Annotated in this window: 11 protein-coding genes; 8 read left to right on the top strand and 3 right to left on the bottom strand. The window is 37.1% G+C overall.

The annotated features are described in order from the left end of the window. Positions 1–13: 13 nt before the first annotated feature. The 3 genes from QM481_RS12975 to QM481_RS12965 all read left to right on the top strand — a co-directional run bounded on the left by QM481_RS12975 (position 14) and on the right by QM481_RS12965 (position 3,137). The gene (locus QM481_RS12975; RefSeq protein ID WP_283382064.1) at positions 14–907 is read left to right on the top strand and encodes a glycosyltransferase family 2 protein; all 894 of its coding nucleotides are present in this window, start codon (positions 14–16) and stop codon (positions 905–907) included. Positions 908–969: 62 nt separating this feature from the next. Further along, positions 970–2,133, top strand: a complete 1,164-nt coding sequence (locus QM481_RS12970) for a glycosyltransferase family 2 protein (protein WP_166553853.1) — start codon at positions 970–972, stop codon at positions 2,131–2,133. A gap of 107 nt (positions 2,134–2,240) precedes the next feature. Then, positions 2,241–3,137, top strand: coding sequence for a glycosyltransferase family 8 protein (locus QM481_RS12965; protein ID WP_283382063.1), 897 nt, complete (start codon positions 2,241–2,243; stop codon positions 3,135–3,137). A gap of 206 nt (positions 3,138–3,343) precedes the next feature. Here QM481_RS12965 and QM481_RS12960 read toward each other — a convergent pair whose 3' ends face one another. The 3 genes from QM481_RS12960 to QM481_RS12950 all read right to left on the bottom strand — a co-directional run bounded on the left by QM481_RS12960 (position 3,344) and on the right by QM481_RS12950 (position 7,624). Beyond that, positions 3,344–4,555: a glycosyltransferase family 2 protein gene (locus tag QM481_RS12960; RefSeq protein WP_283382062.1), complete on the bottom strand. Its 1,212-nt coding sequence runs from the start codon at positions 4,553–4,555 to the stop codon at positions 3,344–3,346. A 174-nt stretch (positions 4,556–4,729) separates the two neighbouring features. Beyond that, the gene (locus QM481_RS12955) at positions 4,730–5,089 is read right to left on the bottom strand and encodes an Hpt domain-containing protein (protein WP_283382061.1); all 360 of its coding nucleotides are present in this window, start codon (positions 5,087–5,089) and stop codon (positions 4,730–4,732) included. Between the two features lie 261 nt (positions 5,090–5,350). Beyond that, positions 5,351–7,624: an NADP-dependent malic enzyme gene (locus tag QM481_RS12950; RefSeq protein ID WP_166550565.1), complete on the bottom strand. Its 2,274-nt coding sequence runs from the start codon at positions 7,622–7,624 to the stop codon at positions 5,351–5,353. 683 nt (positions 7,625–8,307) lie between these two features. Here QM481_RS12950 and QM481_RS12945 point away from each other — a divergent pair. From QM481_RS12945 to QM481_RS12925, 5 genes are all read left to right on the top strand, one after another. Further along, complete coding sequence (locus tag QM481_RS12945; protein WP_283382060.1) at positions 8,308–9,327, top strand: glycosyltransferase family 2 protein; 1,020 nt, start codon at positions 8,308–8,310, stop codon at positions 9,325–9,327. 64 nt (positions 9,328–9,391) lie between these two features. Beyond that, a complete protein-coding gene (locus QM481_RS12940; protein WP_283382059.1) occupies positions 9,392–10,021 on the top strand; it encodes a 7-carboxy-7-deazaguanine synthase QueE in 630 nt (209 codons plus the stop codon). Positions 10,022–10,099: 78 nt separating this feature from the next. Beyond that, the gene (locus QM481_RS12935) at positions 10,100–12,025 is read left to right on the top strand and encodes an OmpA family protein (protein ID WP_283382058.1); all 1,926 of its coding nucleotides are present in this window, start codon (positions 10,100–10,102) and stop codon (positions 12,023–12,025) included. A gap of 160 nt (positions 12,026–12,185) precedes the next feature. Beyond that, positions 12,186–13,745, top strand: a complete 1,560-nt coding sequence (locus QM481_RS12930; RefSeq protein ID WP_283382057.1) for a type I restriction-modification system subunit M — start codon at positions 12,186–12,188, stop codon at positions 13,743–13,745. A 46-nt stretch (positions 13,746–13,791) separates the two neighbouring features. Then, positions 13,792–14,441, top strand: a 650-nt coding sequence (locus tag QM481_RS12925; protein WP_283382056.1) for a restriction endonuclease subunit S, incomplete at its 3' end; no start/stop codon positions are given.

Here is a 14,441-nt window from a genome sequence, read left to right as displayed (position 1 = left end):
AATACCGCCATTTATGAATAGTTCTTTTTCCACATATCCTCTCGTGTCGGTCATTACGGTGAACTATAATCAACCGCAGGTCACCCGCGAGTTTTTGGATTCCTTTCATCAAATTACCTATCCCAATTACGAAGTTTTTGTAGTGGATAATGGTAGCCCGCAACATGACGTAAAATCATTAGAGCCTGATTATCCTTGGGTAAAGTTTATTTACAGCAAAGAAAATCTTGGGTTTGCGGGAGGAAATAACCTGGCAATCAATCAAGCCAAAGGTGATTTTTTGCTGCTACTCAACAACGATACAGAAGTGCCAAAGGGCTTTTTGGAGCCTTTGGTAAAAGTCATGCAAAGTAACCCACAGATTGGCATGGCAAGCCCCAAAATCAAATACTTTTACGAAGACAATCTGATTCAATACGCTGGTGCACCCGAAATAAGTGTGCTTACAGGGCGGGGTGAACCTTACGGCAAAAAGCAAAAAGACGAAGGTCAATATGACAAAAGTGGTCCAACCTCCTACATACATGGGGCGGCAGTCATTGTCTCGAAAAAAGTTTTGGAAAAAACAGGTTCCATGCACGATGACTACTTTCTGTATTATGAAGAATTGGATTGGTGCAAACGCTGTCGTAACGATGGTTTCTTGGTTTGGTATGTCGCCGAATCAATGGTCTTGCATAAAGAATCTGTTTCGACAGGACGTAACAGTCCACTCAAAATGTTTTATCTGACTCGCAACAGACTTTGGTTCATGAGACGCAACTTTAAGGTTTGGCAGTGGCTAATTGGTTTAGGCTTTTTCACCTTTGCATCAATCCCGAAAAACTTATTAGTCTTTTTAAAAAATCGACAATTCGAATATTTCAAGCCATTCTTAAATGGTTATTTGCAAAGTTTCAAAAGCTAACTATCCAACATTTTCCTAATCATTTTGATATAAAATTTTCAAACTTATAAACCGATAAGCAGATGGGCATCATTCTGAATTTAGCTATTCTTTTTCTGATTCTTTTGGGAATTTTCACCTTGTATTTATTGGTATTTGCTATTGCTGGTAAAGTAACAAACGCTAATACAACTACACGGACGCCAAAAACTCAGAGAAAATTTGCCGTATTTTTACCTTCGTACAAAGAAGATAAGGTGATTTTGGAATCAGCCAAAAAGGCTTTGATTCAGGATTATCCCAAAGCACTTTTTGACGTAATTGTCATTGCTGATTCACTCAAACCAGAAACAGTTGCCCAATTAAGAGAACTACCCATTACCACTTATGAGGTAACTTTTGAGACTTCGACCAAAGCAAAAGCTTTGAATTATGCAATGGCACAATTAACGGAGCAATACGACATAGCACTCATTTTGGATGCTGACAATATCATGGCAACTGATTTTATTACCAAACTCAATGCTACTTTCGACTTGGGTTATCAGGTTGTGCAGGGGCATCGTACGGCTAAAAACACCAACTCTCCAACAGCTATTTTGGATGCCATTAGTGAGGAAATCAATAATCATATTCTCCGCAAAGGACATCGAGCTTTGGGTCTATCCTCAGCACTAATTGGCTCAGGAATGGCTTTTGATTATGCTCTTTTTGTGGATGTAATGTCCGAAATCAATGCAATCGGAGGTTTTGATAAAGAACTCGAAATGCGTTTGCTCAAGCGAGGTATCGTATTTGACTATATCGAAGATGCTTTTGTATATGACGAAAAAGTACAAAATGCAGAGGTTTTTGAAAAACAACGTACTCGTTGGATTGCGGCACAATTCAAATATTTAAAACAGAATTTTGCTTCGGGTGTGGTACATCTTTTCAAAGGCAATATCGACTATGCCAATAAAGTGTTTCAGGCGCTATTACCTCCTCGAATTATCTTATTGGGTATGCTTATGTTTTTTGCCTTTGTGTCTATTTTTTCTGGAGATTTCAACTTTAAAGTATTGGCATGGGGACAGCTAGTCACGCTATTATTTACTTTCTATATTTCGACGCCCGACTTTCTCAAACGCCTGATTACATGGAAAGAAATCATGTTGTTGCCTTCTTTATTTTTCCGTTTTATTCGTGCGATTTTAAAAATGGGTGAAGCCAAGAAAAAATTTCTTCATACCCCACATGACTCATAGGGTATTGATTAATGGCTTTTGGAGAAATATTTCCCAATAACACCATATTTCAACCATTTTTTCGAGTACACCCTTTTATTTCTCAGCAAGAATTTAATTCTCCAACCATGGAAAAAAATACCAATATAGCCATTATTGTAGCCTGCGATGACCATTATTTGGTATTGTTGGCAGCACTTTTAAAATCTATCGAAGTCAATCATAAAGGTTCCGATTTGATTGAAGTATTTATTGTAGAAGATAAGGTATCTAATGCTAGTCGTAAAAAACTAACACAATCGTTGGATGCCAGTAAAATGTTACTACACTGGATTCCTCTTGATGATGCTATTCCTGACAATTTACATATTCCTTTTGACCGTAGTTCTTATCCAAAGAATATCCATACACGAATTTTTATTCCTTATTTTATTCCAGAAAAATACGACAAAATTATCTACCTCGATGTAGATATGATTGTAGAAAAAGATATAGCAGAACTCTGGAATATCAACTTAGGAGACAATCTATTAGGGGCAGTTATCGATCCTCGGCTATTGGTCTTCAGTAATTCTTGGGGAGGAATTCTCAATTATAAAGAATTAGGATTTTCACCAGATACGAAGTATTTCAACACAGGTATTTTGGTAATCGACATTGAGAAATGGAGACAAGAAAATTGTCCAGAAAAGGTAGTGCAATGTATCAAAGACAATGAAAAATATGCCAATTATCCCGATCAGTACGGTCTCAATATCGTGATGGCAAATCGTTGGCTTGAATTAAGTCCATTATGGAATGCCTTTGCCTCAGACGAATACCCTGAGCCACCATACTTGATTCACTTTATTGGTCGCAAACCTATGTATCAAACCTACGATAGTTTGCCCAAATATAAAGAGCGTTTTGACTTTTACCTTAATCAAACTGCGTGGAAAGGCTACAAACCCGTTGGCGAGACCAAACGCTATTTGAAGAAGATTATGAATATTATTGAGAAAATTCCAGATTTTTTTAAAAAGTAGGGGTTAGGGGTTAGGGGTTAGGGGTTAGGGGTTAGGGGTTAGGGGTTAGGGGTTAGGGGTTAGAATAAAAAAAAACTGCACTCCATCTACTCAATTTAACCTACGTTTTCAACTTTTTTCGAAAAAAACTCACCCCTATACCCTCACCCCTATACCCTAAAAACACTAGCACACTTTATGCCTTTGTCCCTGTTCACTCAAAAAAACTACTCCGCCCTTTTAACTTTTTCCCAAATACCTGAAGTTAATCCATTGCGATAACGAGCGTAGCCTTTGATGGCACACCAGTTCATAAACGAAAAATAGAATGGCACGAACAGTAGTTTAATACGAATTTGTTTGTTTTCTAAGGTATATCCCACAATAGCCAATCCATAAAATGCTGTTTGTGCAAGAAATAAAAGTAGATAAAAAGACTGAGGCAAAAATCCTTGTTCTGCCTGTAAAACTAGTAGTAAATTGAGGAAGTAAATAATTGGTAAGCAAAATGGTGCTACCGCCCAGCGCATAGCACGGTGCGATACATACTGGAAAGATAACAAGCCATATTTGAAAATATTCAACAAAAACCCTAAACGAGCAATAGCTTGAAAACCACCTGCGGCAATGCGGATTTTACGCTTCATTTCATCTTGGATAGAGAACGACGGTCGCTCAATAGCATAAGCTTCAGGTTCATAGATAACACGGTATCCATCAGCAGCAATACGAAGGGAAATCACAAAATCGTCGAGCAAAGTATCTTTTTCTACGGGATTAAATAAAGGTGTTCTTACGGCAAAAAGCTCACCTGCTGCCCCTACTACGCTATATAACTGCGTATCAAGTTTTTTCAAGAATGACTCATATTTCCAATACAACCCCTCTCCTGCCCCTGCGGCGGCTTCGGCGTCGTTGGTTTGGATACGCTTTTCTCCTGCTACAGCACCCACTTTTTCATCCTTAAAATGACGAACAATCGCTTTGATTGCTTGATTGTTCAAGGTGGTATTGGCGTCTGTAAATATCACAATCGGAGATTTGATCGTTGGCACCGCCATATTCATAGCCTCAATTTTACCACGACGTGCCGTTCCTCCAATCATCCGAACATTTGGATATTGAGCGCATATCGACTCGATATACTCACTTGTGCCATCAGTTGAGCCCTCAGTTACAAACAAGAATTCAATCTTTTTGGTGGGATAGTCTAAACTTAAGGAGTTAAAAAGCTTACTTTCGATACAGCTCATTTCATTATAAGCAGGTACAACGAGAGTAACTTCGGGAAGATATTCAGGGTCAAAATCAGCGATAAAGGTTTTTCCTAAGGAACGTCGAATTTTCACTAAAATCCAAGCTACAATTCCATAGCCAACGTAAGTATAAAAAACCAAAAACAACGCAATTACGAGGAGAATCTCAATAAATTGTTTCATACCCTTAGAATATTTGATATAATTAGTAGAGAGGATTTAGCAAGCTTTATTGGTATCGAACCCAACAAACACCATTCCACTTAATCAATAATCAGAAAAATATACTTCTAATTACCATCAAGTTTACTTCGATACATAATAACAAACTATTATTAAGGGGACTTAGGTCATACCTTATGATTCTTCTGACAGATAAGCCTCTATTTGTGGTATAATGAGTGCTAGCTCTTCGTCAATCAATTTGTGTAAATCAAGTATAACAGATGGCGCTACGCCTTGTTTCAAAGCATGTTCCAAAGCTTGAACAGGCTCATGAAAATCTTGAAGACCAACCATTGTAAAAGAAGGCTTGATACGATGTACCACCTGACCTGCTGCAACAAAATCATTACTAGCCAAAAGAGGCCCTACACTTTGCCATGAGGGCACCGAGTCGGACAGAAATACTCCCATCATCATAGTAATAATGTCACGTTCGCCTCCATACACCTCATCCAAGTATGTATGGTCTATATGTCGTCTGAATGGATACATTTTTATAAATTGTCCTGATTAGGTCTTTTTTGTTAGAACGGGTAAAGGTAGTGTGTTGTCAAAGATACTAAAAAATCAGTTTTCATTTTCTTTTTGTTTTAAAAACATCCTAGGATATAATTAAAATTAGTACAGTTAAGTGAGGAAAAATCTATTTAAACACACTTATTTCTTTTTCAGTATTTCTGTAAATAGAAAAAGGAAGCTTCGAAAAAACTTCGAAACTTCCTTTTAAAATAGCAAATTGCACCAAAGAAAAACCTACTTTGATTGTGCTTCTACCACGGCAATCGCTACCATGTTAACAATTTCACGAACTGATGAACCTAATTGCAATACGTGTACAGGTTTACGCAAACCAAGCAAAATTGGTCCGATGTATTCAATATCTCCTGTTTCTTTCAATAAGTTGTAAGAAATATTTGCTGCCGAAAGGTTCGGGAAAATCAATACGTTTGCTCCTTCTTCTGCTAATTTCGAGAATGGATAATTCTCACGAACCAAGTCAGTATCAAACGCCATGTGTGCCTGCATCTCCCCTTCTACGATCATATCTGGATGCTTTCTTTGTAAAATTGCCGTAGCTTCACGCATTTTAACAGCATCTTCACCATCGGCAGTACCAAAGTTAGAATACGTCAACATGGCGATTCTTGGACGAATATTGAATTGCTCAACAGCTTTGGCAGTCAACTCAGTAATCTCCACGATTTCTTCCACACTTGGGTTGAAGTTTACCGTCGTATCAGAGAAGAACAATGGTCCTTTTTTCGTCAACAAGATATACATACCCGATACTTTTTTCACGCCTTCGTCACGACCAATCACTTGCAACGCTGGACGAATAGCATTAGGGTAGTTACGAGTCAAACCAGAAATAACACAGTCTGCATCGCCAGTTTCCACCATCATAGCGGCAAAGTAGTTACGTACCTGCATTTGTTTGTGGGCTTCGTACTGATTGTAACCACGGCGTTTACGCTTTTCGAAGAAAATATCGCCATAACGTTTTAACTGATCTGCGTTTTGAGCATCACGAGTATCAATAATTTTCACATCACCTAACTCCAAGTTATGCTCCTCTATGATACGTTGGATTTTTTGAACATTACCCAGCAAAATAGGAATACAAATACCTTCGTCTTTAGCTTGTTGGACAGCTTTTAATACCTTCAAATTTTCAGCATCAGCAAAAACCACACGTTTTGGCGTTCTCTTAGCACGATTGATGATATAGCGCATCAACTGGTTATCCAATCCCAAACGTTTTGCCAATTCCTGCTCATAAGCTTCCCAATTCGTAATAGGATTTTGGGCGATTCCTGATTCCATAGCAGCTTTGGCAACCGCAATAGAAACCGTTGTAATCAAACGAGGGTCAACAGGCTTTGGAATAATATAGTTACGTCCAAAAGACAGGTTTTTTTCGTTGTATGCCAAGTTTACAATATCTGGCACAGGTTTTTTGGCTAGTTCAGCAAGTGCTTTTGCTGCTGCCATTTTCATATTTTCGTCGATTCCTGTAGCACGTACATCAAGCGCTCCTCTGAAAATATACGGAAATCCTAATACATTGTTTACTTGGTTAGGATAATCCGAACGTCCCGTTGCCATAATAATATCTGGACGAGCAGCTACAGCGTCTTCATACGAAATCTCTGGTGTTGGATTGGCCATTGCAAATACGATAGCATCATTTGCCATCGAGCGAATCATATCTTGCGATACAATATTACCCACCGATAAGCCCAAGAATACATCAGCACCTTTCATCGCATCGGCTAAGGTTTCGATACCTTCGGTGTTGGTAGCAAATGGCGCAACATATTTATTGAGGTCGGTACGGCGCTTATGCACCAAACCGTCCTTATCAAACATCAAAATATTCTCAATTTTTGCACCTAATAACAAGTACAATTTAGCACAAGACAAAGCCGCAGCACCTGCTCCAGAAATTACGAATCTACATTCATCAATTTTCTTATTTACCAATTCCAATGCATTGATGAGCGCAGCACCCGAAATAATCGCTGTTCCGTGCTGGTCGTCGTGCATAATAGGAATTTTGAGGTCTTGTCTGAGTCTCTCTTCAATTTCAAAACACTCGGGAGATTTAATATCTTCCAAGTTTACCCCTCCAAATGTTGGTTCCAATACTTTTACTGTACGAATCAACTCTTCTGGATCTTGAGTATTTAGCTCAATATCGAACACGTCAATATCAGCAAAGATTTTAAACAATAAGCCTTTACCTTCCATAACAGGCTTACTTGCTTCGGGGCCAATATTCCCAAGTCCGAGTACAGCAGTACCATTCGAAATCACCGCTACTAAGTTTCCTTTAGCAGTGTATTTGTAAACATTTTCTACATTGTTGGCAATTTCGATACAGGGTTCTGCAACACCTGGAGAATAGGCCAGTGAAAGGTCACGCTGTGTTTCTGTTTCTTTGGTCGGAACAACTGCAATTTTTCCTGGCCTGCCTTTGGAGTGATAATCCAAGGCATCTTGCTTGCGAATAGATTTTTGTTTCATGTTGATTGGGCGACAATCCCGTGAGGATAATCTTAAGTTAAAAAAGTGCTCGATCTTGTGAAGTATCGAACGTTAGGCATTACGCTTGGTATCCTTACGTTATACGCCAGTTTATTAGTTTTAGATGAATAAAAGAGTGGCGAAATTAGCGTATAGATTTTGAAAAGTCTATAAAAAATATATCAAGTGACCAAATCATAAGAGACACAAAAAGCACATATTTTAGAAGATTTTTTACTTTTTTCAGAATAAATACATTTAGATAAAAGCTAAAACAAAAGAAAATCACTAAACTTTAGCAAAAAACGATAATAGGACGCACGAAGATTTGAGAAAAGTTTTTTTGAAAAAAGTGCAATCTTATAGGATTTTAACCCAAAATACCTTTCAATTTGATATACATTTATCAAATGAGTACAAAACTAGAAGTACAAGCTAGAGCAACAACGTATTTTATTTCAGTGCTATCCTTTTAGTAAACGGCTTGGCTAATTGCAAAATCCAAGTGATAAAATCGGAAGTTATCCGTAAATTTGCGATTCTGATTTAACGAGCATAAATCGTTATTCTCAATTATATAATTCTTGCTAAACAATTGATTGCGATAGATCAAATTTCTTTTCCACTAATAACCTGTAAACAAACTGACACTAATATTATTTTAGTAGAAAGACTTTATTAAAATGAACGTACCCACCATTTCGATAGCACTTTGTACTTATAATGGTAGCAAGTATATCAAAACCCAATTAGAAAGCTTAATTAATCAAACACTAAAACCTAGTGAAATTGTCATCTGTGATGATAATTCGTCGGATAATACGCTTGACATAATTCGTTCGATAGAAGCTCCTTTTCCAATTCTTATTTACGAAAATAAGCCAGCTTTGCGCACAGTCAAAAACTTTGAGCGAGCAGTTTCGTTATGTACAAGTGATTTGATTATGCTTTGTGACCAAGACGACTTTTGGGTTCCTACCAAACTGGAGGTAATGAGCAAATACATGATGCAACATCCTGAGACAAATGTTTTGTTTTCGAACGCTTTATTAGTGGATGAAAATTTGAACAGTTTGGGTAAAAAAATGTGGGACACCGTCAATTTAGATGAAAAAGTACTACAGCATTGGAAAAATGGTCACTCCACTGAGATTCTGATGGCAGGAAATCGTGTTACTGGTTGCACCATGTGTTTCCGTAAAAGTATAGTTTCTGAAATTATTCCTTTTCCTACGCAGATTGATAGCGACTTTATACATGATGGATGGATAGCAATGTATGCATCCATTACCAACTCTATCGACTTTATTAACGAAGATTTGATTTGGTATCGTCAACATCCTGCACAACAAGTTGGGGCAAAAAATGAAGAAGCTATATCTCCAGAAAAAGTAACTTTAAAAAATCGTTTTACACGTCCTAAAACTGTAAAAGTTGAACCATTCTTAGCTAAATCGCTCTTTTATAAAAAGATTATTGATTATCTTCTTGAGAATACCTCTTATAAAATTGAAGATTTAACACCTTTGACCAGAGCCTTCGAACATTATAATTTGCGAGCAGAGTTACCGTTTATACCTAGATTTAAGCGATTTTTACCTTCAATAGTCAATTATACTAAAGGCAATTACCACAAATATTGCCATGTAGGTTCAAGTCAATTAGGGATATTGCAGGCAATGATTGGCGATATTTTAGAATAGCAGGTCAAGGCTAAAGTCTTGGCTATAACACAAACTAAAGAATAAACTACTGAGATAATAAAACATGACAACAATAGAAGAAACGATAAAAGCAACCACCCTTCCAGTTATGGAGGCGTTTTACACGCTCCAAGGAGAGGGTTATTACCAAGGGAAGGCCGCCTACTTTATTAGATTGGGCGGGTGTGATGTCGGCTGCCACTGGTGTGATGTAAAGGAATCTTGGGACGTAAATGCACATCCAAGATTAACTCTTGACGAAATTGTGGCTGAAGCAGCCAAATACCCAGGCAAATTGGCAGTAATCACAGGTGGTGAACCTTTGATGCACCAACTGGATGAACTAACAAATGCACTGCATAATGCAGGTATTCAAACCAATATCGAAACATCAGGTGTGTGCGAGGCGGTGACTGGTTATTGGGATTGGATTTGCTTTTCACCTAAAAAGTTCAAAGCTCCCAATCCAGCTATTTTTGAAAAAGCCCATGAATTAAAAGTGGTTATTTTTCATCCAAGTGATTTTGAATGGGCAGAAAGTTATGCCGCACAAATGGCTCCAGAATGTCTTTTATATCTACAACCCGAATGGAGTAAATCAGAAACTATTCTTCCGCTGATTATTGAATACATAAAAGACAATCCAAAGTGGAGAATTTCGTTACAAGTTCATAAATTTATGAACATTCCGTAAGGTTAAAAGCAAATGCCTGTTGGATGAATCATCTAACAGGCATTTGCTTTTAACCTTGTCTAATTACTTATAATAACTATGAATACGTTTAGATTTTGGACACTTTTAGGTTGCTTTTTATGCTTCATAATGAGCGAAGTATTTGCTCAGCAAAATCTTTCTACAACTAATAAAAAAGCCATCAATGCCTATCAAGATGGGCTTCAGGCTTTACAAGAAAGAAAAATTGATGAGGCTTTTCAACAGTTTGAGGAGGCTATCGAGCGAGACAACCTTTTTGCCGAAGCCTATTATCAATTGGGTCGTTTGTACGAACAAAATCGCCAGTTTGGCAATGCTATTTTGAATTATGAAAAAAGCTATAATTCTAATCCCGAAGCTGGTGTTGCCAATAATGCTTTACAGTTTTTAGGCAATTTGTACATGCGTAAGGGTGAGTATCAAAAAGCCAAAGCTTATCTCGAATTACTACTTCCCAAAATTCCTCCAGCTAATAACCTGACTATTCAACGAATCAAAAGAAGTATCGCCAATGCCGAATTTGCCTTAAAAGCCCTTGAGCAACCGCTCGATATAAAACCCCTTACCTTGCCTAATACCATAAATGCTTTCGATACACAGTATTTCCCCACACTGACTGCCGACAGAGAAACGTTGATATTCACAGCTCAAAACTATAGCAACCGAGACGAAAACTTATACGTTTCGAAATGGATAGATCAACAGTGGCAACAAGCCCATAGTCTTTCAGAACTAATCAATACCTCACAAAATGAAGGAACCGCCAGTATCGCTGCCGACGGTCGAACCTTGGTGTTTACCGCCTGCGGAGGGCGTAATAGCTTAGGAAGTTGTGATTTGTTTGTGAGTTATAGAGAAGGTAATGACTGGACAAAGCCCGCCAATATGGGACAGGCAGTCAACTCTGGTGAGTGGGACTCGCAACCATCTCTTTCGGCAGACGGACGAACTTTGTACTTTGTATCAGACAGAAGAGGAAGTATCGGGAAAAGGGATATTTGGGTGAGTAAGCAAGATTCGACAGGGCAATGGCAAAAGGCCCAAAATGTAGGTAATACCATCAACACCTCTGAAGATGATTTATCGCCTTTTATTCATGCCAATGGACAAACGCTTTTCTTTAGCTCAGAAGGACATGCAGGCATGGGTGGTTTAGATTTATTTATGTCTCAAAAACAAGGTGTTAGCTGGACAGCACCTCAAAATTTGGGATATCCTATCAACACCCAAGACGACCAAGTTGCACTGTTTATTACTGCCGACGGACAAAAAGGATATTATTCATTAGAACAAGATACAGGAGAGAGATATAAAAAATCTAAACTCGTAGAAATCACATTGCCCAACTCGTTACAAGCCAAAATCCAAGCTACAACCTACCTAAAAGGTATTGTAACTGATGCTAAAACACAGCAAAAGCTTTCCGCAGAGTTAGAATTAGTAGCCTTAAACCCTTCTCAAACAGTGGGTAAATTTATCTCAGATACTCAAACAGGTCAATATATTTCAGTATTAAATACTTCGGGAGAATATGCCTTGTTTGTGAATAAACAAGGGTATTTTTTCAAAAGCCTTCATTTTGATTTTAGCCAAACTCATGCGTTAGACAAAGTATTAAATATCAGCCTTGAGCCTATTCAAAAAGATGCCAAAGAAATTTTGAATAATATCTTCTTTGCGACGAATCAGTGGGATTTACAACCCCAATCTGCCACTGAGCTTGACAAATTGGTAGTTCTCCTAAAAAGTAATCCCATGCTTTCAGTTGAAATATCAGGACATACCGATGATGTAGGCAAAGATGCTGACAATCTAATTTTATCACAAAAAAGGGCTAAAGAAGTGATGAACTATTTGATCAACAAAGGTATTCCAAGCAACAAAATTAAAGCAGAAGGCTACGGCGAAACCAAACCATTTGTACCCAATACATCAGACGAAAACAGAAAGCTTAATAGAAGAATTGAGGTTAAGTTTTTGTAAAACAATAAATGAAAAATGATGAATCTGGTATCAACAATAGTATTTTACTCCGTCAAATCTCAATGATTTTGTTGCTAGATACCGCATAGAAGTAAAAAGTTAATTATCTTAGTTATTTTTTAGGGATATAAAATCCTCAATTTAATAACACTTATTTCAAATGTCTGAACAGCAAAAGAAAATATTAGAGCAACAACTTTGGAACATTGCTAATACACTAAGAGGGAAAATGAATGCAGATGAATTTCGAGATTATATCTTAGGATTCATTTTTTATAAATATTTGTCTGAAAAAATGGAGATTGAAGCCAATTGCATTTTGAAGGAAGACAATATTCAATTTAGAGAGATACAAGAGGATACTCCTGAAGGTCAAGAGTATATTGAGGCAGTACGTGAAGACCTTCTGGAAACATTGGGCTATTTTTTAAAACCTTCAGAATTATTTAGCGAGATAGCAAAAAGAGGGAGTAGTGATACTAATGCTTTTATTCTGGAAGATTTACAAAAAATACTAACCAATATTCAATTAAGTACCATGGGGACGCAAAGTGAGGAAGACTTTGACAACCTATTTGAAGACATGGATCTTAATAGTACAAAATTGGGTAAAACTGCTGAGGCTAGAAATGATATTATTGCAAAAGTATTAGGTCATCTTGATGAAATCGACTTCAAGTTAGAACAAACAGAACTTGATGTATTGGGAGATGCCTATGAATATTTAATCGGTCAGTTTGCCAGTGGTGCTGGTAAAAAAGCAGGAGAGTTTTACACCCCACAAGAGGTTTCTAAAATTTTAGCCAAAATTGTTACTACAGGGAAAAATAGATTAAAATCGGTATATGACCCTACTTGTGGCTCAGGTTCATTATTGTTACGTGTTGCTCGCGAAGTAAAAGATGTCAATAATTTCTATGGGCAAGAAATGAACCGCACGACTTATAACCTTGCTAGAATGAACATGATACTCCACGGAGTACACTATCTCAAATTTGACATCAAGCAAGAGGATACGCTGGAACACCCACAACATTTGGACGATATGCCATTTGAAGCTATCGTTGCCAATCCCCCATTCTCAGCCAATTGGAGTGCCAATCCTTTATTCTTAAATGATGACCGCTTTAGTCAGTATGGTAAATTAGCTCCTGCAAGCAAAGCAGATTTTGCGTTCGTCCAACACATGATTTATCATTTGGCGGAGAACGGCACAATGGCAATAGTGTTACCACATGGTGTTTTGTTTAGAGGAGCCGCAGAGTTGCATATTCGCAAGTATCTTATCGAACAGAAAAATTATTTAGATGCTGTGATTGGTTTACCTGCTAATATCTTTTACGGAACCAGCATTCCAACATGTATTCTAGTATTCAAAAAATGTAAGGAAGACCCAGACCATATTTTATTCATTGATGCCAGCAGGGAGTTTGAAAAAGTCAAAAATCAAAATGTATTACTAGAGGGACATATCAATAAGATTGTAGAAACTTATCGAAACCGAACTGTAATTGAAAAATACAGCCATTTGGCAACACTTGAAGAAGTAGCCGAAAATGATTATAATCTCAATATTCCTCGTTATGTAGATACGTTTGAGGAACAGGATGAAATTGACATTCAAGCTGTCATGCAGGAAATAAAATCTTTGGAGAGCAAAAGAGCTGAGTTGGACAAAGAGATTGATGTTTATTTCAAGGAACTTGGACTTATTTTTTAATTTTTATATCCTTAATGTGTTTAATAACGAAATTTGAATTATCAAGATGGAAAATAAAAAATTAAAAATAGGTAATGTTCCTAATTTAAGATTTAAGGCGTTTCAGGGCGAGTGGGAGTTGAAAAACTTGGGAAGTCTGCTAGAATTTAAAAATGGAATCAATGCTTCAAAGGAACAGTATGGGAAAGGAGTTAAGTTTATAAATGTTTTAGATATTTTAAACAATGATTTTATCACATACGACAATATTGTTGGGAAAGTTGATGTAGATAATCATACAATCGAAAAATTTTCTGTTCAATATGGTGATATTCTTTTTCAAAGAAGCTCAGAAACAAGAGAAGAAGTTGGAACGGCTAATGTTTATCTTGATAAAGAAAATACTGCCACGTTTGGAGGTTTTGTAATAAGAGGACGGAAAATAGGTAATTATAATCCTATTTTCTTTAATAAACTACTCAAAACAAACTCTGCAAGAGATAGCATAACTTCAAAATCTGGAGGTAGTACAAGATTTAATGTTGGTCAAGAGACGCTCAGTTCCATAAATTTATATTTCCCTGAGATTTCTGAACAACAAAAAATAGCCTCATTTCTATCATTAATTGATGAGAGGATAACAACCCAAAACAAAATAATTGGAGAACTGAACGTACTAAAAACTACTCTTGCCAAAAAGATATTTTTACAACAACT

Origin of the sequence: Flectobacillus rivi (assembly GCF_030056655.1) — a bacterium.
Taxonomy (GTDB): Bacteria; Bacteroidota; Bacteroidia; order Cytophagales; family Spirosomataceae; genus Flectobacillus; species Flectobacillus rivi.
This window is presented reverse-complemented; position numbering and strand designations above follow the sequence as displayed.

Coding starts and splice junctions, on each gene's coding strand:
- QM481_RS12970 (WP_166553853.1), top strand. CDS start 970: ATGGGCATCATTCTGAATTTAGCTATTCTTTTTCTGATTCTTTTGGGA.
- QM481_RS12930 (WP_283382057.1), top strand. CDS start 12,186: ATGTCTGAACAGCAAAAGAAAATATTAGAGCAACAACTTTGGAACATT.
- QM481_RS12960 (WP_283382062.1), bottom strand. CDS start 4,555: ATGAAACAATTTATTGAGATTCTCCTCGTAATTGCGTTGTTTTTGGTT.
- QM481_RS12965 (WP_283382063.1), top strand. CDS start 2,241: ATGGAAAAAAATACCAATATAGCCATTATTGTAGCCTGCGATGACCAT.
- QM481_RS12945 (WP_283382060.1), top strand. CDS start 8,308: ATGAACGTACCCACCATTTCGATAGCACTTTGTACTTATAATGGTAGC.
- QM481_RS12955 (WP_283382061.1), bottom strand. CDS start 5,089: ATGTATCCATTCAGACGACATATAGACCATACATACTTGGATGAGGTG.
- QM481_RS12975 (WP_283382064.1), top strand. CDS start 14: ATGAATAGTTCTTTTTCCACATATCCTCTCGTGTCGGTCATTACGGTG.
- QM481_RS12950 (WP_166550565.1), bottom strand. CDS start 7,624: ATGAAACAAAAATCTATTCGCAAGCAAGATGCCTTGGATTATCACTCC.
- QM481_RS12935 (WP_283382058.1), top strand. CDS start 10,100: ATGAATACGTTTAGATTTTGGACACTTTTAGGTTGCTTTTTATGCTTC.
- QM481_RS12940 (WP_283382059.1), top strand. CDS start 9,392: ATGACAACAATAGAAGAAACGATAAAAGCAACCACCCTTCCAGTTATG.